This is a genomic window from Cryobacterium sp. MP_M3, assembly GCF_015752155.1.
In the GTDB taxonomy this organism is placed as follows: domain Bacteria; phylum Actinomycetota; class Actinomycetes; order Actinomycetales; family Microbacteriaceae; genus Cryobacterium.
Window position 1 is genome coordinate 1 of record NZ_JADOVI010000013.1, and the last position, 23,160, is coordinate 23,160.

General features: G+C 71.3%; 17 protein-coding genes. 5 read left to right on the plus strand and 12 right to left on the minus strand.

What is annotated here, in order from left to right:
• Together IWX89_RS14035 and IWX89_RS14040 are read right to left on the minus strand one after the other, a co-directional pair.
• Window positions 1-455 (minus strand): DUF222 domain-containing protein (locus tag IWX89_RS14035; RefSeq protein WP_196904173.1); only part of this gene is annotated, 455 nt, incomplete at its 3' end.
• Window positions 456-634: 179 nt separating this feature from the next.
• The gene (locus tag IWX89_RS14040; protein ID WP_196904174.1) at window positions 635-1,177 is read right to left on the minus strand and encodes a GNAT family N-acetyltransferase; all 543 of its coding nucleotides are present in this window, start codon (window positions 1,175-1,177) and stop codon (window positions 635-637) included.
• A gap of 87 nt (window positions 1,178-1,264) precedes the next feature.
• On the opposite strand from IWX89_RS14040, the gene IWX89_RS14045 reads away from it, so the two are divergent.
• Both IWX89_RS14045 and IWX89_RS14050 read left to right on the plus strand, forming a co-directional pair.
• Window positions 1,265-1,609: a metalloregulator ArsR/SmtB family transcription factor gene (locus tag IWX89_RS14045; protein ID WP_196904175.1), complete on the plus strand. Its 345-nt coding sequence runs from the start codon at window positions 1,265-1,267 to the stop codon at window positions 1,607-1,609.
• Entirely contained in the window at window positions 1,606-2,373 is a 768-nt protein-coding gene (locus tag IWX89_RS14050; RefSeq protein ID WP_196904176.1) for a DUF2071 domain-containing protein, read from the plus strand. Before IWX89_RS14045 ends, IWX89_RS14050 begins: the two co-directional genes overlap by 4 nt.
• A 36-nt stretch (window positions 2,374-2,409) precedes the next feature.
• On the opposite strand, the gene IWX89_RS14055 is transcribed toward IWX89_RS14050, so the two are convergent.
• From IWX89_RS14055 to IWX89_RS14090, 8 genes are all read right to left on the minus strand, one after another.
• Window positions 2,410-3,060, minus strand: coding sequence for a HutD family protein (locus tag IWX89_RS14055; protein ID WP_196904177.1), 651 nt, complete (start codon window positions 3,058-3,060; stop codon window positions 2,410-2,412).
• Window positions 3,061-3,070: 10 nt separating this feature from the next.
• On the minus strand, window positions 3,071-4,303 hold the full coding sequence (hutI, locus tag IWX89_RS14060; protein WP_196904178.1) for an imidazolonepropionase: 1,233 nt from the start codon (window positions 4,301-4,303) through the stop codon (window positions 3,071-3,073).
• On the minus strand, window positions 4,300-5,733 hold the full coding sequence (locus IWX89_RS14065; RefSeq protein ID WP_307836569.1) for a formimidoylglutamate deiminase: 1,434 nt from the start codon (window positions 5,731-5,733) through the stop codon (window positions 4,300-4,302). The genes hutI and IWX89_RS14065 overlap by 4 nt, the downstream gene beginning before the upstream one ends.
• Complete coding sequence (locus IWX89_RS14070; RefSeq protein ID WP_307836570.1) at window positions 5,730-6,950, minus strand: allantoate amidohydrolase; 1,221 nt, start codon at window positions 6,948-6,950, stop codon at window positions 5,730-5,732. The genes IWX89_RS14065 and IWX89_RS14070 overlap by 4 nt, the downstream gene beginning before the upstream one ends.
• Window positions 6,947-8,605, minus strand: coding sequence for a urocanate hydratase (gene hutU / locus IWX89_RS14075; protein ID WP_196904179.1), 1,659 nt, complete (start codon window positions 8,603-8,605; stop codon window positions 6,947-6,949). The genes IWX89_RS14070 and hutU overlap by 4 nt, the downstream gene beginning before the upstream one ends.
• Before the next feature lie 69 nt (window positions 8,606-8,674).
• Entirely contained in the window at window positions 8,675-9,364 is a 690-nt protein-coding gene (locus IWX89_RS14080; RefSeq protein WP_196904180.1) for an IclR family transcriptional regulator, read from the minus strand.
• 136 nt (window positions 9,365-9,500) lie between these two features.
• On the minus strand, window positions 9,501-11,279 hold the full coding sequence (locus IWX89_RS18880; protein ID WP_196904181.1) for a M23 family metallopeptidase: 1,779 nt from the start codon (window positions 11,277-11,279) through the stop codon (window positions 9,501-9,503).
• Between the two features lie 143 nt (window positions 11,280-11,422).
• On the minus strand, window positions 11,423-12,388 hold the full coding sequence (locus tag IWX89_RS14090) for a BTAD domain-containing putative transcriptional regulator (protein WP_196904182.1): 966 nt from the start codon (window positions 12,386-12,388) through the stop codon (window positions 11,423-11,425).
• 209 nt (window positions 12,389-12,597) lie between these two features.
• Here IWX89_RS14090 and IWX89_RS14095 point away from each other — a divergent pair, with 209 nt between their 5' ends.
• The 3 genes from IWX89_RS14095 (at window position 12,598) to IWX89_RS14105 (ending at window position 20,938) form a co-directional block, all read left to right on the plus strand.
• Window positions 12,598-18,348: a peroxidase family protein gene (locus tag IWX89_RS14095; protein ID WP_196904183.1), complete on the plus strand. Its 5,751-nt coding sequence runs from the start codon at window positions 12,598-12,600 to the stop codon at window positions 18,346-18,348.
• A gap of 99 nt (window positions 18,349-18,447) precedes the next feature.
• Window positions 18,448-20,139 carry a multicopper oxidase family protein gene (locus IWX89_RS14100; RefSeq protein ID WP_196904184.1) on the plus strand — a complete coding sequence of 564 codons (1,692 nt, stop codon included), beginning with the start codon at window positions 18,448-18,450 and terminating at the stop codon, window positions 20,137-20,139.
• Window position 20,140: 1 nt separating this feature from the next.
• Window positions 20,141-20,938: a hypothetical protein gene (locus IWX89_RS14105; RefSeq protein WP_196904185.1), complete on the plus strand. Its 798-nt coding sequence runs from the start codon at window positions 20,141-20,143 to the stop codon at window positions 20,936-20,938.
• Here IWX89_RS14105 and IWX89_RS14110 read toward each other — a convergent pair.
• Together IWX89_RS14110 and IWX89_RS14115 are read right to left on the minus strand one after the other, a co-directional pair.
• The gene (locus tag IWX89_RS14110; protein ID WP_196904186.1) at window positions 20,935-22,272 is read right to left on the minus strand and encodes a sensor histidine kinase; all 1,338 of its coding nucleotides are present in this window, start codon (window positions 22,270-22,272) and stop codon (window positions 20,935-20,937) included. The genes IWX89_RS14105 and IWX89_RS14110 overlap by 4 nt on opposite strands.
• 17 nt (window positions 22,273-22,289) lie before the next feature.
• On the minus strand, window positions 22,290-22,937 hold the full coding sequence (locus tag IWX89_RS14115; protein WP_196904187.1) for a response regulator transcription factor: 648 nt from the start codon (window positions 22,935-22,937) through the stop codon (window positions 22,290-22,292).
• Window positions 22,938-23,160 lie beyond the last annotated feature (223 nt).

Below are 23,160 nucleotides of genomic sequence, written 5' to 3' on the forward strand. Positions count from 1 at the left end.
TTGTGCTTGAGCTTGGCCACGGTGAGTTGCTCCGCCGCCGGCAGAAGGGCCTGTTCGAACGCGGCCAAACCCTCCTCGGGGATCGACCAGGACTGGGCCAGGATCGCCTGTGCATGCCGGTAACTGATCCGCCCCTCCGCCAACGCCGCCCGGGTGCCGGGGAGGTCCTCGGCCAACGCCTGGCTCTCCGCCAGCAGGGTCTCCGCGGTGCGCTCCGGGATCCGGAGCGTGGCGGCGAGTTCGCTGGAGAGCTCCCGCTGCGCGATCTCCTCCCGGCTCCACCGGGACTGCAGGCTCAGCGGAATCGACGCGGCCTGCGCGGCGCTGAACCGGCGGGCCCGATCGACCGCCTCGGCCCGCACCGCGAAGCACCGGGCAATCGCCTTGTCCGCTGCCGCGACCTCGTCAAAGAGCCGTCCGAGCTGCTGCTGGGTGGTGCTCACCGGGGTGGCCATACCCGCACACTACGACCAGCCACCGACATTCCCCGGGGCACAACCGGCCCTCGCACTTGGGTGTGGATAAGCTGATCAAACCCGTTTTGTGGAGGACAAGTCGGGGGCGATTTCGACAAGCTCAATCACCGGCACGGGGGTCGAGCTTGTCGAGACCCGGTGCGCTGATTTCGACAGGCTCAATCGCCGGCGGCGGGCCTGATTCGATAGCGCACGTGGGGGCGAAGGGGGGAGCCGAGGGCGACCCGCGGGTGCTCGAACTCGTCGACGAAGGTCATCCCGAGCCGTTCCATCACCGCACGGGACGGGAGGTTGATCACAGCGGTGATGGAGTGGACCTCCGACAGCGCCAGCTCTCCGAAGGCGAACCCCAACGCCGCGTGGGCAGCCTCGGTCGCGTAACCCTGGCCCCAGAACTCCCGGGCCAGGCGCCAGCCGACCTCGACCCCGCCGGAACCCGGGATGCCGACGGGCATCGGCGCCAGTCCGGTGAAACCGAGGAACTTTCCCGAGGAGGCATGTTCGAGCGCCCAGAGCCCGTAGCCGTGTTGATCGAAGAGCGCGTCGGCGCGGGCCGCCAGCCCGCCGCTTTCGGCCCGCGTCAGCGTCGCGGGGAAGTAACGCATCACAGCCGGATCGGCCCCCATGGCGGCGAAGGGTTCCCGATCGGGCTCACGCCACCGGCGGAGCAGGAGCCGGTCGGTACGGAGGTCGAAAGGCATCCGCCCAGACTATGGGCGATTGCGCGCCAGGTGTGACAGGCAGATGAGAAAGTCACAGCCATTTAGCAATGGTGCTACATTGCTAACATGCAAGAGAGCGCGAGCGACGTATTCACGGCCCTGGCCCACCCGACCCGGCGGCAGATCCTGCAGGATCTCAAGGAGGGTGAGCTGGCCGCGGGCGAGATCGCCGCCCGCTTCACCAGCTCCGGTCCGACCATCTCCCGGCACCTTTCCGTGCTCCGTGCCGCCGGGCTCGTCACCGAGCGCCGCGATTCGAACCGCATCCTCTACTCCCTCGTCGGCGACCGGCTCGCCCTGTCGGTCGGGGATTTTCTGTCCACCGTCTGCCCCGAGCAGATGCTGCTGCGCGGACTGCGCCCGGGCGCAGAGACGTCGGGCCGGCCGGCCGCGGCCGAGGTCACGCCGTGAGGATCCCCCTGCCCACCCTGGCCGCGACCATCGAACGTCGCCTCCTGATCAACTACCGGGTCGATCCGGCGGTCGCGCAGTCGCTGCTCCCGGCATCCCTTCGGCCCCAGCTCGTCGACGGCAGCGCGGTCGCCGGGATCTGCCTGCTGCGCCTCGGTGCGCTTCGCCCTGCCTGGTTCACACCCCCGGTCGGCTGGGGCGCCGAAAACGCCGCCCATCGCGTCGCCGTCGAGTGGGACGATGCGGCCGGCACCCACTCGGGCGTCTACATCCCCGAACGGCACAGCGCCTCCCGGCTCCCGGTCGCCGTCGGCGGCCGCCTCTTCCCCGGCGTGCACACCCTCGCCCGTTTCCATGGCTCCGAGCAGTTCGACGGCCCCGAGTCCGGCGACCGGATCCGGCTCAGCATGACCGCGCCCAACACCACGGTACGAGCGGATGTCCGGGTGGGCACGGGCTGGACGAGCACGCTCTTCGAGACGGTTGCGGACGCATCCGCGTTCTTCCGGAACGGCGCCGTCGGCTGGTCGCCGTCCCGCGACGGCCGCAGGCTCGAAGGACTCAGGCTCGACACCACCGCATGGGCGGTTCAGCCGGGCGAGGCGCTGACCGTGGAGTCCTCGTTCTTCGACGCCCTGCCCGACGGGTCGGCCACCCTCGACAGCATGCTCGTAATGCGGAACGTGCCGATCACCTGGACGGTGCCGGCCGGGGTGGGCCCTGCCGGACCGGCCACGGCGACGGCCGCCACGACAGTGGAGTGACCACACAGTGGAGTGACCACACAGTGGAGTGATGACTCAGATCGCTCCGGCGGCCACCGGCTCGTCGCCGGGAGCCATGGTGATCCGCGCCACCGCGATCCCCCCGACCCCGTGCAGGGTGAGTTGCCTGCCGGCACCGAGGTACACGGCATCGTGACGGGCCAGCGTGCGGGTGGACGCGCCCGGGGGAGTGCCCCCGGGGACGGTGTCGAGGGCGGCGTCGACAACACCGTGGAGAACGAGGATCACGAGTTCCTCGCCGGCGGCGGTCGTCAGTTCCGCGCGCCCGGCCACCTCCGCCGCGCACAGCGATCCGGTCGTTCCGCCCCGGCGCACCATCAGGTTCAGGTCGAGGGTCGGTTCGGTGACGCCGAGCGACGTCACGGCCCGTTCGCCGGGGAAGGCGCGCACCTCGTGCTGCCCGACCGGCACCAGCTCGCCTTCCTCGACGAGCCGCAGCCCGTCGGCGGACAGCGGCATCAGCCACCGGTCGACGCCCGGATAGGGGGAGAAGTCCCCGTCGCGCTCGACCGTCGCGATGCTGACCCGCCAGTCGAAACCCGGGTCCGCGCCCGGACTGCGGTGGTCGCCCCGAACAATCACCTCGGCGGTCGTGCCCCCGCCGTTCCGCCACGCGGCGCGCACCCGGCCTGCGACCGGCAGCAGGACCGGGCCACCGTCAGACATTCGGCCCGCCTCAGGCATCCGGCCCACCTGAGGCGTCGAGGCCGCCGCCGCGCCGGCTCCGCACGCCCCGGCGCCAGACCGCGGCGGTGAGGGGCACCCCCGGCCGGTAGGCCAGATGGGCGACGGATGGCGCGTCGAGCACCTGCAGGTCGGCCCACCCGCCCACCCGCAGCGACCCGACCGCATCGGCTCCGTGCTCGCGGCCGATCGCCGCCGCGGCGCCGCGGGTCGCCGCCCAGACGGCCTCCTCGATGGTCAGCCCCATCTGCAGCACGGCCGTCGCCACGCAGAACGGCATCGACGTCGTGTACGAGGTGCCCGGATTGCAGTTTGTGGCCAGGGCGATCCGCGCCCCGGCGACGAGCAGGCGCCGGGCCGGCGGGAACGGCTCCCGGGTCGACAGGTCGCAGGCCGGCAGCAGCGTCGCCACGGTCGCCGACCCCGCGAGGGCCTCGATGTCGCGCTCCTCCAGGTGGTTGCAGTGGTCGACGCTGGCGGCGCCGAGTTCGACCGCGAGCCGCACCCCGCCGCTGAAGCCGAGCTGGTTACCGTGCACGCGCACGCCGAGACCGGCCGCGCGGCCGGCGAGCAGCACCTCGCGGCTCTCCTCCACGTCGAACGCGCCGACCTCGCAGAACGCGTCGATGTAGTCGGCGTGCGGGGCCACGGCGGCGAGCATCGGCCCGGTGACGAGATCGAGGTAGGCGCGCCGGTCCATCCCCGCCGGCACGAGGTGGGCGCCGAGGAAGGTGACCACGTCGGCCACGGATGCCGCCGCGCGCGCCGACCGCTCCTCGCTCGCCAGGTCGAGGCCGTAGCCGGTCTTCGTCTCGAGGAATGTGGTGCCCTGGGCCTCGGCCTCCCGCCGCAGCCGGGCGGCACCCGCGACGAGTTGCTCTTGGGTGGCCGCCCGGGTCGCGGCCACAGTGGTGTTGATGCCGCCGGCCGCGTAGCGCTGCCCGGCCATCCGGGCCTCGAACTCCGCGGCTCGGTCGCCCGCGAAGATGAGGTGGGTGTGCGTGTCGACCCAGCCGGGAAGCACGGCGCGACCGCCGACATCCGTGCGGGTGTCGGCCACGGGGGCTTCCGCGGCCGGGCCCAGCCAGACGATCCGGCCGTGCTCGACCAGGAGCGCCGCATCCGTCCGGCGGCCCGGACCTGCCGGGAGGCCTGCCCCGGCGCTGTCCGATTCCCCGGCCTGGGTCGTCAGCTCGCGGATGCCCGTGATCAGTTCCGTCGTCATGGCCGGCCTCCTGGTGCTGGTGCGGGTGCGGGTGCTGGTGCGGGTGCGGGTGCGGGTTCGAGCGCGGCCAGGGCCGAGCGCAGGAGTTCCTCCGGCCGGTGCCCGGCCGTGCCGTCCCACGCGACGAGCCGGCCGGAGTCGGCGACGACCCTGCCGTGCACGATCACCCGGCGCACGTCGGCGGACGTCGCGGTGAGGGGCAGTTGGGCCGGCGCGGAGCCGAGCGTGCGCACGGTGTCCGTCGCGACCTCGACGAGGTCGCACAGTTCGCCCGGTCGGAGCCGGTGGGCACCGAGGCCCAGGCAGAAGTATCCGTTGTCGGTCGCGGCGGCGAGCAGCTCGGCCGGCGTGAACCGGCCGCGCTTCCCCGAGGCGAGGCGTTCGCCGGCCTCGAGCCCCCGCATCTCGAGGAACGGATCGACGACAGCGTTCTGGTCGGAGCCGAGCGCGATGCGCGCGCCGGCGCGGTGCAGGCGCAGCGCCGGCCCGATCCCGTCACCGAGGTCTGCCTCGGTGGTCGGGCACATCACGACAGTCACCTCGGACGCGCCGAGGAGCGCCACGTCGGCGTCGCTCAGGTGGGTGGCGTGCACGACGCTGAGCCGTGGGCTCAACCCGGCGAGGCTTGCAAGCAGGCCGGTCGGGGTGGTGCCGTAGGCGGCGCGGCAGTCGGCGTTCTCCTGCGGCTGCTCGGAAAGGTGGATGTGCACGGGGACAGTCGGCGGAAGGCCGGCCAGCGCCTCCCGCAGGGCCTCCGGCGGCACCGCCCGCACGGAATGCAACGCGGCGCCCAGTCCGATCTTGACCTCGGGGTCGTCGGCGACTCTTGTGCGAAGTGTCTGCCAGCGTTCCAGCCACGCGCTCGCCGAGCCGTCACCGAACGCGCGCTGTTCCGGAGCGAGAGGCTTGCGGATGCCGCCGCTCAGATACAGGGTGTCGAGGAGCACGAGCCGGATGCCCACCGCGCGGGCAGCCCTGGCCAGGGCGAGTTCCATGGCGTGCCGGTGCGGGTAGGGAGTGCCGTCGCTCCGGTGGTGCAGGTAGTGGAACTCGCCGACCGCGGTGTAACCGCTGGCGAGCATCTCCGCGAAGACCGCCCTGGCAAGTTCGAAGTACAGTTCGGGGTCGAGCAGGCCCGCAACCTGGTACATCGCCTCGCGCCACTGCCAGAAATCCCCGCCGCCGGCGTGGGTGCGGCCGCGCAGCGCGCGGTGGAAGGCGTGCGAGTGGGCGTTGGCCATCCCGGGCAACACGGTGCCGAGCCGCACGTCGCCCGGCAGCGGTGCCGACCGCTGGGTCACCCGGGTGATGCGGCCGTCCGCGCCGGCCTCGAGGCGCACGCCGGGGGTGGGCGCCCCGTCGATCAGCAGGGTCTCGCACCAGTACGTCACTGCTGGTCGGGCCGGTCCGGACCCGGTGTCCCCCGTCACAGCAGCGACCTCAGCAGCGCCTCCAGGGCGTCGATCCCGGCCACGCAGTCGTCGGCCTCGGCGAATTCCTCGGGGGAGTGCGAGACGCCGGTGGGGTTGCGCACGAAGAGCATGGCGCTCGGCACGCTCGCGGCCAGAACGCCGGCGTCGTGGCCCGCCCCGGTGGGCAGGAACGGCACCCCGCCGAGCTCACGGCCGAAACGCTCGCGGAGACCCTGGTCGAAGGTCACCGTGCCGGTCCAGGATTCCTCGGTGACGGCGACGGTGCATCCGTTCAGGCCCACGGCCTGCTCGACCTGGGCCGTGATCGCGGCGACCAGCTCCCGGGTCTCCGCGTCGGTGTCGCTGCGGGCGTCGAGCCAGGCGTGGACCGCGGAGGCGATCACGTTGGTGCCGCCGGGCACGACCTCAAGCCGGCCGACCGTGGCCCGGGCACCCGGGATCGCCGACGCGGTCTCGTGCACGGCGACGACGGCGCGGGCGGCGGCGACCATCGGGTCGCGGCGCCCGGGCATCAGGGTTGCCCCGGCGTGATTGCCCTGGCCGGTCACGGTGAGGCGCCAGCGGCCGTGGGCGAGGATGGACGAGGCCACGGCGACGGGCCGGCCCAGGTCGATCAGGCCGCGGCCCTGCTCGACGTGCGGCTCGATGAAGAGGCCGATCCGGCCGAGCGCCTCCCGGTCGGCGCCGAGGCGCTCCGGGTCGAAGCCGGCGCGGACGGCGGCCTCGGCGAGCGTCACGCCGTCGGGGTCGACCAGGGCCCTGGCCCGGTCGGCGTCGATGCCGCCGGTCATCAGCCGGGAGCCGAGGCAGGCGATCCCGAACCGGGAGCCCTCCTCCTCGGCGAAGACGAGGACGGCGACCGGCCGGGACGGGGTGAAACCGGATGCCTGCAGCCGCCCGATCGCCTCGAGCGCCGACACGACCCCGAGCGGGCCGTCGTAGGCGCCGCCGCCCGGCACCGAGTCCAGGTGGCTGCCGGTGACGACCGCCCCGGGCCCGGGCGCGCCCCACCAGGCCCAGAGGTTGCCGTTCCGGTCGGTCTCGACCCCAAGACCGAGGCGTTCGGCGCGTTCGATGAACCAGGCCCGGAGCTCGAGGTCGGCACCCTGCCAGAGGTGGCGGGAGTACCCGCCACGGTGGGCATCCCGGCCGGTGCCGGCGATCTCGTCGAGGCCGGCCAGCACCCCGTGCGCGAGCAGCGTCGGCCTGCTCACTCGGACTCCCACATCGGCACGCGCAGGCCGCGCTCGCGGGCCACCTCTTCGGCGCGCTCGTAGCCGGCGTCGACGTGCCGCATCACGCCGGTGCCCGGGTCGTTGGTGAGCACCCGTTCGATCTTCTCGGCGGCGAGCGGGGTGCCGTCCGCGACGATGACCTGGCCGGCGTGGATGCTGCGGCCGATCCCGACGCCGCCGCCGTGGTGGATCGACACCCAGGTGGCGCCTGACGCGGTGTTCAGCAGGGCGTTCAGCAGTGGCCAGTCCGCGATCGCGTCCGAGCCGTCCTTCATCCCCTCGGTCTCCCGGTAGGGCGAGGCGACCGAGCCGGAGTCGAGGTGGTCGCGGCCGATCACGATCGGCGCGGAGAGCTCGCCGGAGGCGACCATCTCGTTGAATTTGAGCCCGGCCAGGTGGCGTTCCTTGTAGCCGAGCCAGCAGATCCGGGCCGGCAGGCCCTCGAAGTGCACCAGGTCCTGCGCCTTGGTGATCCACCGGCGCAGGTGCTCGTCCTCCGGGAACAGTTCGAGGATGGCCTTGTCGGTGGCCGCGATGTCGGCCGGGTCGCCGGAGAGCGCCACCCAGCGGAACGGTCCCTTGCCCTCGGCGAAGAGCGGGCGGATGTAAGCGGGCACGAACCCGGGGAACTCGAACGCGCGCTCGCAGCCGCCCAGCTGCGCCTCGGCGCGGATGGAGTTGCCGTAGTCGAAGACCTCGGCGCCGGCATCCTGGAACAGGACCATCGCCTCCACCTGCTTCGCCATGGATGCGCGGGCCCGCAGGGTGAACTCCTCCGGGTTGGCGGCGGCGTAGGCGTGCCACTCGGCCACGGTCACGCCCTCCGGCAGGTAGGACAGCGGGTCGTGCGCGCTGGTCTGGTCGGTGACGATGTCGATCGGCACCTTGCGCGCCAGCAGCTCGGCGAACACGGTCGCGGCGTTGCCGACCAGGCCCACCGAGAGGGGCCGCTTCTCCGCCTTCGCCGCGAGCACGCGTTCGACGGCGTCGTCGAGGTCGGTCGTGAGCTCGTCGAGGTAGCCGTGGTCCACCCGGCGCTGCAGCCGGGTCTCGTCGACGTCGACGATCAGCACGACACCCTCGTTCATGGTGACGGCCAGCGGCTGCGCGCCGCCCATGCCGCCCGCCCCGCCGGTGAGGGTCAGCGTGCCGGCCAGGGTGCCGCCGAACCGCTTGGCGGCGACGGCGGCGAAGGTCTCATAGGTGCCCTGCAGGATGCCCTGGGTGCCGATGTAGATCCAGGAGCCGGCCGTCATCTGGCCGTACATGGTCAGGCCGAGCGCCTCGAGGCGGCGGAACTCCGGCCAGGTGGCCCAGTCGCCGACGAGGTTGGAGTTGGCGATGAGCACTCGCGGCGCCCACTCGTTGGTGCGGAACACGCCGACCGGCTTGCCGGACTGCACCAGCAGGGTCTCGTCCTTCTCCAGTGTCGTCAGGGTGCGCACGATCGCGTCGTAGGCCTCCCAGTTGCGGGCGGCCTTGCCCGTGCCGCCGTAGACGACGAGGTTCTCGGGGTGCTCGGCGACCTCGGGGTCGAGGTTGTTCATGAGCATCCGGAGCGGCCCCTCGGTCTGCCAGCTCTTGGCGGTGAGGGTGGTGCCGCGCGCCGCGCGGACGGGACGGGATTCGGACATGGATGGTTCCTCTGGCTCGTGGTTGTTCTGGATGGGCGAAGGTCGGGGTGCTCGCTGAGGCGAAGCGGGTCAGGCCGGGCCGGGGGCGGCCGGGTCGGTCGCGGCCGGGACAGCCTTGCCGAGCCCGGCGGACACGGTGCCGGCGGCGCGCACCAGCAGAGGACCGTACCGGTCGAGGTCCTCAGGGGTGACCCGGTAGCTCGGGATGACGAGGCTGAGGGCGGCCACGACCCGCTGCTCGGAGCGGATCGGGGCGGCGATGGCCGTGACATCCGTTTCGACGCCGCGCTCGACCACGACGTACCCGGCCGCCGGGGTGTGCCCGGTGAGCACCTGGCCGACCGCGGACCGTTCGAGCGGCACCGTGCGGCCGACCCAGTTGGCGTGCCGCACCGAGTGGGTGCCCGGGGCGATGGCGATGTAAAGACTCGAACGGTCGTGGCCCTCTACGCTGAGGTACGTCGACTCGCCGGTCTCGGCGACGAGGTCTTCCATGGCCGGCCTGGACAGGGTCACCAGTGATTCGCTGCTCAGTGACTGAGCCCCGAGCTGGATGATCCGGCTGCCCGGCCCATAGCTGCCGTCTTCGTCGCGGCGCACGAAGCCGCGCGTCTCGAGGGTGCGCAGCAGCCGCAGAGCGGTGCTGGGGGAGAGGTCGACCGCGCGCGAGCTCTCCGAGAGGGTCAGCCCGTCACCGTCGCAGATCACGGCGAGCAGGTCGAGCGCGCGCTCCACGGTGCGGGTGGACGACTCGGCCATGCAGCTCCCTTGCCTTGACTATGCCATCCAGTAAAACACGGATGTCACTGGCTGGCAATACTCACGGCACAGCAAAGCGGCCGGTGGCCAGGGTGATCACGCCTGCCTGGCCGACGCCGGGCGGTCGGCCGGCCGGTCAGTTGCCGAGGTTCACGCCGCGCTGGGCCATGAACGGCACGGCGTCGACGGCGGTCCCGTCGATCCGGACCTCGAAGTGGAGGTGGCAGCCGGTCGCGGCTCCGGTGCTGCCCACCCCGGCGATCACCTGGCCGGCGATCACCGGTTCGCCCACACTGACCAGGGTTTCGCCGGCGGCGATATGTGCGTAGCCGGTCTCGATGCCGTTGCCGTGGTCGATCAGGATCCAGTTGCCGTAGGTGCCCAGCACGCCGGCGGCCTCGACGACTCCGTCGGTCGCCGCGTAGATGGCCGCGTCGCAGCCGGCGCCGATGTCGGTGCCGCGGTGGAAGTCGCTGACCCCGGCAACCGGGTGCACGAGGCGGGGGCCGAACGAGTCGGTGATGCGCCCGGCGGCCGGCTTGGCCCAGCCCTGGTCGCTGAGGCGCCCGGTGTCTGCGGCCGACGGAAGGGCCGGCAGCGGCCGGAGCTCGCTCGCCGCGGGCGCGGCCGGAGTCGACAGCGCGAGGGCCGCGAGGTCGGCGGATGCCGCGTCGACGTCGGCCTGCGCCGCCGCGATCGCAGCGAGTGCGTCGGCGACGGGGACCGCAGCCGTCACGGCCTGCGCCGCGGCATCCTGCGTCTCGAGCGCCTGCTCTCGTTTGGTGTCGGCGGCGACCCGCGCGCGCACCTCGTCGAGGTTCGCGGTCAGCCTGGACAGGGTGTCGAGCGTGCCGAGCTGGAAGAGGAGGTCGCTGCCGGCCTTGTCGTCGAGCAGAACGTCGACGGTGGCGGTGCCGGATTGCTGCATCATCCCCCGGACGAGCATCGCCAGTACTCGGCGGGACGCGTCGGCGGTGACGCCGGCCTTCTCCCGGAGGGCGTGCACGAGGTCGGCTCGGCTGACGGCGGCTTCATAGTCGGCCTTGGCGGACGCGTAGGCGAGATTCGCCTTGCCCAGGGCGGTCTGGGCGGCGCCCAGGTGAGACTGGGCCGCTGCGACGGCGGCGGCGTGGCGGGCGGCGGCTGCGAACGCCGCGGTGGAGGCGCGCTCAGAGGCCGCTCTGGCGGCCCCAGCGGCCGCTGTGGCCGCGGCTGCCTGACGCGCGGCCGGCGACACGGTGGGGGCCGGGGGGCCGAAAACCTGTTTCGGTTCCGGCGCGACGACCGGCGGCGTCGCAGCGGGGGCCGCGGTGGGTGTCGCGGCGGGTGAGGGTGTGGGAGCGGGAGTGGGAGTGGGTGTGGGAGCGGGAGTGGGTGTGGGTGTCGGAGTGGCGGTCGGATCGGGGGTCGGTGTCGCCGTCGGGGTGGGGCTCGGTTCCGGTGTCGGCGTGGCGGCCGGCGTGGGCGTGGGTGTCGGCGTGGGGTCGGGCGCGGCCGTGGGATCCGGTGCCGGAGTGGTCGTCGCGACGGGACCGGGAGGGACCACGGGCTGCGGGTCGGCTTGCGGGGCCGGAGCGGGCGCTGGAGCAGGTGCAGGCGCTGGTGCAGGCGCCGGGTCGGCGGCCTGCTCGACCACCACCGGGCTGTCCCGCGGGGCAGGGGCAGGGGCCGGAGCGGCGGCTTCCTCGACCGGGTCCGCCGGGGCCGGGGTCGACGCTTCCGCGGTGGGCGTGCCGGGCGCGCTGTCGGCGGCCACAACGAGCACGGGCTGCCCATCATCGGCCAGGGCCGACGTCGGCACGCCCACGATCGTGAGCGCGACGATCACGATCGACGCAAGCGGAAGCGCCAGTCGGCTGGCCGGACGGGCGTTCCCGGGGCGACTGGTTCGACGAACACTGCGTGGTGAGCTCATGTGCCTATGCAATCCATGTTCGGGTGATGGACGGCCGGATCGAACGGGTCAACGTCCGGCCATCATTACACGGGCGGGCGAGGGGCACAACCATCCGGATTCGGGAGCCGGAGGGTGCGGCCGGGGACACGGTGGAGGTCATGTCAAACCGCCACGAGGGCCCGGCGCAGGAACGAATCGATCACCAGGCCGGCCTCCCGGAGCGACTCGTTGGCGAGCGGCGCCGGCGGTGCCGCGGCCGCATCCGCTCCGGTGCTGCGGAGCCGGTCGTGCAGCAGGAGCAGCGCGGAGAGCAGATCCGAGAGCTCGCCGTCGGCGGTGGCGTGCAGCATCCTGACCTGGGCCTGGCGGAGGTCGGGGCCGGGCGCGCAGCCCAGCTCCCGGTTCAGGATGCGCCGGCACCGGTCGAACGCGGCCAGGCCGTCCGTCGGCCGGCCGGCCAGTTCCAGCGCCAGGACCAGCGCGGTCCAGGCGCGCTCGTTCAAGGGGTCGCCGTCGGCGGCCTGGCTTGCCCAGCCCACCGCTTCCGCCGGGTGGAAGAGGGCCATGGCGCACCCGGCGGCGAGGATCCTCGCCTCGGTGACCCGGGCCGCATGAGCGGAGCGTTCATCGACCGCCCAGGCCGGCAGCAGCTCGCTGCCGAGCAGGGGCCCGGCCGCCAGGTCGAGCGCTTCGTGCAGCATCGGCAGAGCCTCCGCCGCCCCGGAGTGCTGGGCGAGGCGGAGCAGCGTGTCGAACCGGTCGAGATCGAGATCGACCAGGGCCTTGTCCATGACGTAGCCGCCGTTGACCGTCTGCAGCGGTCCGGACTTGCCGGCGCCCGGCTGCAGGTACCGGCGCAACACGCATACGTAGCTTTCCAGCGTGGCCTGCGCCTCAGCGGGCGGGTTGCCACCCCAGAGCAGGTCGATCAGCCGCTCTTTGGAGACCGGCGTCCCCAACTGGAGCAGCAGGATTTCAAGGATCTGCCTGGGCTTGGGTCCGCCCAGGTGGTGGGCGCCGAGGACGGCGCCGCCCCGGCAGACCCGAAGGCTGCCGAGGATCTGGATTGTGACGCGGGTAGGTACTGCTTCGAATGTTGGCCCGGGTGAGCCATGGGATTTCTCCATGACGGCCTCCAATAGCGGATTGGCTTTCATCGTGCCGACCAGGCCGAGGATGAGGAAGCCTCAGGCAGGGGGGGCGCGAATCCCCAAAATTAGGGGGCGCGGGGAGCGCCGATTCGTGCGGTGGGGGTGAAACCGGCGCGTGCAAGATTTTCCCAAGGCCGCGGTCACACGCTGTCGTCCTCTATTCACTTTCACGAGGCAGGTGTGTCATGAATCCATTTGAGGGCAAGGACAACGTCGGCAGGGTATGGCCGGCCTGGGCCACTGCGGGGAAGAACCGCGGGCGACCAGGCCCTGAGCAGAGTCCGGGATCGGTGTTCGGCACCCCCACCAAGGTGGTCGCGGCCGGAATGGCCATGGTCCTCTACGCCTTCCTCGGCCTCTCCGCCACCACGTTCAGCGCCGCCGGCGCCCCGGTCGGCCAGGGCTTCACGGTCACGGCGTCCGACCTCGCCTACATCCTCAAGCAGATCAAGGTCGCGGAGGCGCACGTCGCCAACACGACCTCCCTCACCGGCCCGTGCGGCGCCCTCGTCGGCCCGGGCGCGAACCAGGTTCCGGACGCCCTGACCTCCTATGGCCTGCGCACCGTCGACGGTTCCTGCAACAACCTGCTCGCCGGGCGCGAGACCTACGGGGCCGCCGACGTGCTGTTCCCGCGGCTGACCACCCCCGTCTTCAAGGACGCCGAGGCGAGCCCTCCCGGCTTCCCGCCGGCGGCATCCTCCTCCTACACCCAGAAATCCGGCTTCGTCTATGACAGCCAGCCGCGTGAGATCAGCAACCTGATCGTCGACCAGACCGCGACCAATCCCGCCGCCATCGCCGCCGCCGGGTTCCCGGTGCGCTCGCAGAGCGCCCCCGGCCTCTTCCCGTGCACGACCGACCCGCAACCGCTGGCCGTGCCGCCGGTCGCCGGCGTTCCGCTCAACTGCGTTCCGTCGGGCCAGACCCTGTTCATCCCCAACATCACGACCGACGTCGGCCTCTCGCCGCCGTACAACTCGATGTTCACCCTCTTCGGCCAGTTCTTCGACCACGGCGTCGACCAGACGGTCAAGGGCGGCGGCACCGTCTTCGTGCCGCTCAAGGACGACGACCCGCTCATCCCGGGTGCCGACCACGTCCTCGGCACGGCGGACGACCTGCCCGTCGGCCAGCGCTTCATGGTGCTGACCCGGGCGCAGAACCAGCCGGGCGTCGACGGCGTCCTCGGCACCGCCGACGACGTGCAGGATGCCGCCAACACCGACACCCCCTACGTCGACCAGTCGCAGACCTACACCTCGCACCCCTCGCACCAGGTCTTCCTGCGCGAATACGTGAACAACAGCCTCGGCAAGCCGGTCTCCACCGGCAAGCTGCTCGGCGGCCCGGCCGGCCCGACTGCCGGCGGAATGGCCACCTGGGCCCAGGTGAAGAAGCAGTCCGCGGAACTTCTCGGACTCCTCCTCGCCGACAAGGACGTGCTCGACGTGCCGCAGCTGGCGGTCGACCCCTACGGCAAGTTCATCCCCGGACCGGTCAGCGGACTTCCCCAGTACGTCACCGCCTCCGGACTGGTCGAAGGAAACCTCGCCAACCCGGTGCCGGTCCCGGCCGACGTGGTGTACTTCCACACGCCGTTCCTGACCGACATCGCGCACAACGCGGAGCCGAAGGCCGGCCTGGTCCCGGATGCCGACACCACCGCATCCGCCGACTTCGCCGCCCAGCCGGCCGGCACCTACGACGACGAGATGCTGGGCGCCCACTTCACCGCCGGTGACGGGCGGGTCAACGAGAACATCGGACTCACCACCATCCACCAGGTCTTCCACTCGGAGCACGACCGCCTGGTCGGCGACATCGAGAACACCCTCACGAACGACACCTCGGTCAAGGGCATCGCCGCCCTCGCCGAGTGGAAGCTCGCGACCGGTGCCGGCGGCTGGAACGGTGAACGACTGTTCCAGGCGGCCAGGTTTGTCACGGAGATGGAATACCAGCACCTCGTGTTCGAGGAGTTCGGCCGCAAGATCCAGCCGGCCATCCAGCCGTTCCACGTCTATCACACCGACCTCAACCCGGCCGTCAAGGCGGAGTTCGCGCACGCGGTCTACCGCTTCGGGCACTCCATGCTGACCGAGACGATCGCCCGCACCAACGCGGACGGCACCGACAACTCGATCTCCCTGCTCGACGGCTTCCTCAACCCGCCGTCGTACACCGACGGCGGCAGCGCAGGCTCCCTCACCTCGGAGGATGCCGCCGGAAGCGTCGTCATGGGCATGAGCGACCAGACCGGAAACGAGCTCGATGAGTTCGTCACCGACACCCTCCGGAACAACCTGCTGGGGTTGCCGCTCGACCTGGCAACCCTCAACATGACCCGGGCGCGTGACGCCGGCGTTCCTCCGCTCAACGAGGTGCGCCGACAGATCTTCAACTCCACCGGCGACGGCCAGCTCACGCCCTACTCGAGCTGGGCCGACTTCGGCCAGAACATCAAGCACCCGGAGTCGCTGATCAACTTCGTCGCGGCCTACGGCACCTACCCGACCATCACCAGCGCCACCACGCTGGCGGGCAAACGGGCGGCCGCCACGGCCATCGTCAACCCGGCCGGTGCGCCCACGGCCGAGGAGCTCGACTTCCTCAACAGTGCAGGGGCTTACGCCACGGCGGAGACCGGGGTCAACAGCATCGACCTGTGGATCGGCGGGCTGGCCGAGAAGACGAACCTCTTCGGAGGTCTGCTCGGCAGCACGTTCAACTACGTGTTCGAGAACCAGATGACCGACCTGCAGAACGGGGACCGGTTCTACTACCTGCTCCGCACCCCCGGCATGAACCTGCGCACCCAGCTCGAGGGCAACTCGTTCGCCGAGATGATCATGCGCAACACGAACGCGAACACCCTCAAGGCGGACGTGTTCGCGACGGCCGACTGCAAGTTCCAGATGAGCAACCTGGCGGGAACGGCGGCGGGATACGTCGCATCCGGTCCGACGGTCGGTGACGACCCGAAGTCTGAGTGCAACGAGACCGCGCTGCTCCTCCGCAAGCCGGACGGCACCATCCAGTACAAGGAGGTCAACACCATCGACCCGGTCGGCATCAACGGCCAGTCCGTCTACAACGGCACCGCCGGGGCAGACCGGGTGGCCGGCGGCAACGACAACGACACCTTCCTCGGCAACGAGGGCGACGACGTCATCGCGGGAATGGGCGGTGACGACGTGGCCCTCGGCGGCGACGGCAACGACCGGATCACCGACTCCGCCGGCGACGATGTGCTCAAGGGCGGGCCGGGCAACGACTACATCAACTCCGGCATCGGACTCGACATCATGATGGCCGGCGACGGCCAGGACTTCGTCAACGGCGGAGCCAACGACAACGAGACCTTCGCCGGACCGGGCAACGACTTCGTGCGGGCCGGTGACGGCGCAGACGCCGTGTTCGGCGACGGAGGCGACGACTGGATCCAGGGTGGTTCGGGCCAGGACCTGCTGATCGGCGACCACAGTGCGCCGTTCTTCAACGACCCGGGCCAGACCAGGCCGGGCAACGACATCTTCATCGGCCAGGTCGGCGAGAACGATTACGACGCAGAGGGCGGTGACGACATCATGACCTCGAACGCGGCCATCGACCGCTACGCTGCGGCCGCCGGCTTCGACTGGGCCAACCACCAGTACGACACGGTGGCGGCCGACGACGACATGAAGATCAACCAGAACCTGATCGGCGTCGCACTCCCCGTCGTGGTCAACCGCGACCGGTGGCAGGAAGTGGAGGCCAACTCCGGCTCCGCGTTCAACGACGTGATCCGTGGTGACGACGTAGTGCCCAGCGCCGTAGGCGGCGCCGGCTTCAGTGGCTGCGACGTGCTCGACCAGGCCGGCATCGACCGGATCGCCGGACTCGGGGCAATCCTCCCGGCCCCGACGACACCGCTCGCACCGGTGGAGGCGGCATCGCCGATGGGCGAATGTCCTCTCGTCGGCCCGGTCTGGGGCGATGGCAACATCCTCCTCGGCGGCCTCGGCTCCGACACGATCGAGGGTCGCGGCGCCAACGACGTCATCGACGGTGACCGGTACCTGCGGGTGCGGATCAGCGTTCGGGATGCCGCCGGCACCGAGATCGGGTCGACCGACCTGATGGAACACCCCTACCTGGCCGGCAGCACGCACACCCTGGAACAGGATGTCGCGGCCGGCGTCGTCGACCCGGGCAACCTGGTCGCGGTGCGGGAGATCATCACGCCGACCGCCACGGAGGCCGCGGGCAACCGTGACTCCGCGGTGTTCTCCGGCCTGACGGCGAACTACACGGTCACCACGACCGGCGGAGACGGCACGCTCGGCTCTCCCGGTTCGGTCAGCACGGTCGTCGACAACGTCGGGACCGACGGCACCGACACCCTGCGCAACATCGAACGGCTTGCCTTCCTCGACACCGTCGCCCCCGGCACCCCGATCATCGGCCTCGCGGCCGCCGGGAACGCCACGGCCACGGTCGACTGGACCGCCGCCGCCGGAGCCACCGCCACCGGATTCTCGGTGAAGGTGCTCGATGCCACCGGGACCCAGGTCGGCGCCCTCCGCCCCGTCCTGGCCGGTTTCAGCCGGTTGATCGTGACCGGCCTGACCAACGGTGTCAGCTACACCTTCCAGGTCTCGGCCACCAACGCGGAGGGGACGAGCCCGTTCTCGGCCTCCTCCAACGCGGTGACCCCCGTGGCCCCGCCGGTGCTCACCGTGGCCGGCGCGCCGACGATCGGAACCCCGGTCGCCGGTGACACGCGGGTGACCGTCAACTGGACCGCTCCCGCCCCGCTGGCCGGCGCCGCACCCATCACCGGGTACCGGATCCTGACCTACGCGGGAACCGCCGTGGCACCGCTGTTCTCCCAGGAGACCGGCAACGTGACCAGCGGGACGGTACTGCTTCTCACCAACGGGACCGCCTACACCTTCACGGTCGAAGCGATCAACTCGGTGGGAATCGGGGCCCCGTCGGCCCGGTCCGTGGCAGTGACCCCGGCCGTGCCGGTCACGGTGGCAGGGGCGCCGACCATCGGCATCCCCACGGCCGGGATCGCCTCGGCAACCGTGAACTGGACCGCTCCGGCCTCCGACGGCGGTTCGGCCATCACCGGCTACACGGTGCGGGCGTTCAACGGTGCCACGCTGGCCGTCACCCAGACGGTCGCGGGCAACGTGGGAACGGTCGTCGTGACCGGGCTCACCAACGGGACGGCGTACACGTTCGACGTCGCGGCGGTCAATGCAGTCGGGACGGGCGCCTTCTCGGCCCGCTCCGCCGCGGTGACTCCGCGGGCGGACTTCATCGCCCCCACGGTGACCGCCCGCACCCCGGCTGCCGGCGCCCTGGCCGTGAGCCAGACCGCGAACCTGACGGCAACGTTCAGCGAACCGGTCACGGGAGTCAGCGCAACCAGCGTCGTGCTCACCCAGGGAGCGACGGCGGTCCCCGCCGTCGTGACCTACAACACGGCAACCCGGGTGGCAACACTCAACCCGAACGCGACCCTGGTCGCCGACCGGGTCTACACGGTGACCATCTCGGGCATCCGTGACGTCGCGGGGAACGTGATGATCATCGACACCTGGACCTTCACCACCGGTCCGGCGCCGACGATCGTCACCGCCAACCCGGCGGCCGGCGACACCGGGGTCGGCCGGAACCGCAGCGTGGTCGTGAGATTCAGTGAAGCCGTCACCGGCGTCACCGGAGCCACGGTCCAGCTCACCCGGGTCTCCAACGGCGCGGTGGTCGCGGCCAGCAACACGCTGACCAACGCGAACCGGGGCGTCACGATCACACCCACCGCCACCCTCCTCGCCAACACCCGCTACCGCGTCACCATCACCGGTGGCACGGCGGGCGTGCGAGACCTGGCCGGCAACCCGCTGGTGACCCAGACCTGGGTGTTCACCACGCGCTAGCCCGTTCCAGCCAACCGGCCGGCGTCCTCCCGTGAGGGCGCCGGCCGGTTGCCCACCGATCACCCCCCGATCCGGACCCTTACCCACTCTGGAGAGATCATGACCACACGCAGGGAAGTACTCCAGCTGGGCGCATTCGGTGCGCTCGGCATCGCCGGGATGAAGGGCGGCAAGGACCCTGTCCCCAGCGTTCCCGCCGTCCCCCTCCTCACCTCGAGCCAGCTGGCCCCCCAGAACATGCCGGTGCCCTACGCCGGGGTGTTCCGCCGCCCACCCGAACTGGCGCCGTTCGAGACGGGCTTCGACGACGGCGACCCGATGCGGCCGTTCGCCCGCTACGCCCTCACCCAGAAACTCGGCCAGGCCCAGTTCGTGCCCGGGCTGTCGACGACGGTCGCCGGCTACAACGGCATCTTCCCCGGGCCGACCATCCGGGCCCGCCAGGGCACCCGGATCGAGGTCCGGATCCGCAACGGCCTGCCGCAGAGCGGCCTGCTGCACCCGAACGCCTTCCGCACGGTCACCCACCTGCACGGCTCGGCGTCGCTTCCGCAGTACGACGGCTACGCCAACGACTTCACCGTGCCCGGCAACGTGAAGAACTACCACTACCCCAACTGGCAGACGGCCCGCACGCTCTGGTACCACGACCACAACCACCACGTCACCGCGCAGAACGTGTACTCCGGGCTGGCCGGGTTCTACCCGCTCTCCGACCGGTTCGAGCGGGCCCAGCTCCCGCAGGGCGAATACGACGTGCCGCTGATGATGTCCGACGCCATGTTCAAGGCCGACGGGTCCCTCGGCTACAACGACAACGGGCACAACGGGCTGTGGGGCGACATCATCATGGTCAACGGGGTGCCCTGGCCGACCATGAAGGTCAAGCCGCGGCTGTACCGCTTCCGGGTGCTCGTCGCATCCATCTCCCGGTCCTACCGTCCGGCCCTTTCGACGGGGGACCCGGTCTACGTGGTCGGCACGGATGCCGGGATGGTGCCCGTCGTGCAGGCCGTGCCGTCCTGGCGGCAGGGCACTGCCGAACGCTACGAGATCCTGATCGACTTCCGCCGGTACCGGACGGGCCAGACGGTCGATCTGCAGAACCTGAGCAACAAGAACAACGTCGACTTCGCCAACACCGGCAAGATCATGCGGTTCGAGGTGGTCGCGGACTCCGGCCCGGCGTCGATGTCGGCCATTCCGACCACCCTGGAAGACGGCGGGGCGCTCAACCCGTCCCGCGGCGGCATCGCGACGATGGCGCTCACCGCGGACATGGCCAAGGTGAAGCGACAACTTCGGGTGACCAAGGAAAACGGCAACTGGGTGATCAACGGCGACACCTGGGACACGGTGGAGAAGTCGGGGTTCACCAAGCTGTTCGGCAATCCCCAGCCGTACGACGTCGAGGAGTGGACCATCATCAACGCCTCGGGCGGCTGGTTCCACCCCGTGCACATCCACCTCATCGACGCGAAGATCACCGGGCGCAACACGAACGGCGGCAAGCCGTTCGCCTGGGAAACCGGGCCGAAGGATGTCTTCTACGCGGGCGAGAACGAGTCCATCACGGCGCTGATGCAGTTCGACACCGGGGCGGATGCCGGCGGGCGCTACATGATCCACTGTCACAACCTCGTGCACGAAGACCACGACATGATGGTGCAGTTCTCGGTGGGCGACTGGCGCAACAACGACCCGATCGCCTCGGATCGTCCCGTGCCCGACACCACGCCGATCGATTCGTTCCCGCCGGTGTACCTGCCCGGCTTCCCGGCGGGAACCTGAAATGAACGGCGTCGTCCGCACGGCCACGGTGGTGCTCCTCGCTTTCGCGTTGAGCGGGTGCACCGCCGTGGCCCCTGGTCCGGGCCAGACCGGCGGCGCGGCCGGGGTCACGGCCGCGCTCAGCGCAGAGGCGGTCTCCGACGTCGGCAATGCCCGGCCGGCGGTGAGCTACGACGGCCTGATGGTTCGCCGCCGGGTGGTGGTGGCGATCCACCCGAACGACGGGGCCGACCTCGTCGCGCTCCGCCGGGAACTGAACCGGGCGGCGGCCAGGGAACACCTGTTCCTGGCCGACGTCTCGCCTGACGTCCTCGACGCGGTGGTACTCGAGCATCTGGTGCCCGAGGTGATCGTGGCCCTGCCGGACGGGGCGACCCTGAGCGACGCCGGCAGGCTGATCGACCCGGCAGGCTACCCGGGCGGGGCGTTCCCCGGTGCCAGCCACTTCCATGTGGACTCCGTGCTGGTGCACGAACTGCGGTTCTCGATCCGGTCGAAGGATCCGGCCGGGCTGGCCGACGCCATCGATCGGGAGGGGATCCTGTCGGATGCCCTCGGCAACTACGAGAGCACCGCCCGGACGGGCAGGCTCGACCTCGAGTACACCGGCCCGCTGCTCGGGGACGCCCTTGTCGAGTCGGTGCGGGCCGCCATCGCGCGGGCCGCCCACGCGCATCCCGGCGCCGTCACGGTCGGCCCCCGCTCAGAGAGCGGGACGGGCGTGGACATGGCCGCCGAGCCGGCCCCGGCGGCGCCCGGAGAGGATGTCCCGGCCGGCGACGGCCACGAGCACGGTTAGTCCCGGTCGAGGGTCGCCACGACCGTGGTGCCCTCGCCCGCCCGGGAGGTGATGGCAAGGTCGCCGCCGGCGACCCGCACGGTGTCCCGCATGATCCGGAGGCCCAGGTGGCCGTGGGGCGAACCTTTCTCCGGATCGAAGCCGCAACCGTCGTCCCGCACCGTCAGGGTCGTGCGGTCCCCGTCCTGCGCGAGGGTGAGCTCGACCCGGCCGGCGCCGGCGTGTTTGACGGTGTTGGCCAGGGCTTCCCTGGCCACCCGGTAGAGCAGGGCGGTCCGGTCCCGGTCGAGTTCGATCCGTTCGGGGAGTGCGACGTGCGCCTCGATGCCCTTCCCGGCGAGGGGATCGGCGAGGCGCAGGAGCGCCTCGGCCAGGCCCAGCGCGTCGAGGTCGGGGGGATACAGTTCGGTGGTCATGGCCCGAAGGGCGCCGAGGTTGCGTTGGAGGATCGCGCGGGCCCGGCCGAAGAGCGGGCGCTCTCCGGCCAGTCCGTGCCTCTCTTCCGCCTCGAAGGCGTAGGAAAGCCCGGCGAGGTCCTGGATGACCTCATCGTGCAGTTCGCGGGCGATCCGCCGGCGTTCGAAGTCCGAGGCCACGATTGCATGCTGGAGCAGCCGCCGCCGGGCGGCCTGGTGGGCCTGGATGCGCCGGGCCAGCCCGATTGCGGGCAGGAGCTGTCCCAGCTGCAGCGCGAGCAGGGACAGGGCGAAGGCCGGAATGATCTCCGCGATCAGGGTCGTCTGCTCCTTCTGCACGGCCTCGTCGTCGAAGTAGGCCTCGAACATGAGCGGCCGGCCCGCGGCATCCGTGGTGCGCACGTTGATCTCCACCAGCTCGCCCAGGGCGTAGTCCTGCTCGTTGTCGACGCGGCGCTGGGTGCCGAACGATGCTCGTTCCGGGCCCCCGGCCAGCAGGTCGGAGCTCCAGCGGGGGAGCGGGAAGCTGCGGCCGATCAGTGAGGGGAGGTCGGAGTAGATGATCCGGCCGTTCGGGTCCCACACCTTCACCCGCACGATGTAGTCGCCGTCCAGCCAGGGCGCGAGCTTGTCGTCGAGAGCCCGCAGGGCGGACGGATCGCCGGCGCGAAGCCCGTCCGTGACGAGCGGTGCGACCGTGTGGTCGGCGAGTTGGTGGGTGTGCTCGGTGGCCGCTGTCAGGGTGTGCTGCTCCGCCTGGCCGCGGATCCAGAGGGCCACCGGCACGGAGATCGCCACCAGGGACACCAGCCCGATGAGCAGGAACCGGGTGACGGCGGAGCGCACCTCGGACCGCTCGATCGCCCGCCCGTCGTCGAAGGGGAACGGGGCGGATTCCTGCGTCGCCGGTCTAGACATTCTCCGGCGCCGTCGGATCAGGCATGTTCGCTCACCCCGACGAGCCCGAGCCGGGTGGCGCTCACGACGGCCTCGAGCTGGGAATGCACCTCGAGCTTCGCGAGGATGGACTTCACGTAACCGCGGCAGGTGTTCTCGGAGATTCCCAGGGCCAGGGCGTTGGCCCGCACGTCGTTCCCCTCCGCCATCAGCCGGAGCACCTCGAGTTCGCGGCGGGTGAGGGTCTGCACCGCCGGCTCGTCCTCGTGCAGCCGCCACTGCGCGCTCAACTGGGCGACCAGCGACGGGTGCACCAGGAACCCTCCGGCCCTGGCGTGGCGGAGGGTGTCCAGCATCCCGGCCAGGGAGCCGTCCTTGGGCAGGAACGCGCACACCCCGATGGCGGCGGCCTGTTCGAGGGCCTCCGGGGTGGGGTCGCCGGTCAACATCACGATCCGGGTCTCGGGCGCCTGGGCCAGGATCAGGGCGGCGATGCCGAGGCCGCTGCCGTCGGGCAGGTGGTAGTCCATCACCACGAGGTCGGGCTTCAGGTCGCGGCACAGCTCGATCGCCCGTCGGCCGCTGTCGGCCGAGCCGACCGTGATCAGGTCCGGTTCGCGGTCGAGGGCTCCCATCAGGAGCTCGGCGAAGGTCGTGTGGTCGTCGACGATGAGGATCCGGATCATGGCGCTCCTGGGCGGGGAGTCGGTGGTGCGGGGGTGGATCAATGCGCGGCCGGAGGGAGCGCGCCCGCATTCGGGTGTGGGCGGCGTGTCCGGATTCTCAGTATGCGCGCGGCCCTGCGGCCGGTCCACTGCCCGGCTCGCCCCAGTTCAGGGACTAGCGGAGACTCGATTCTGGTGCGTGGGGCCCTGATCCGGGCGCGACCCCGGCCTCAGCCCCGGGCAC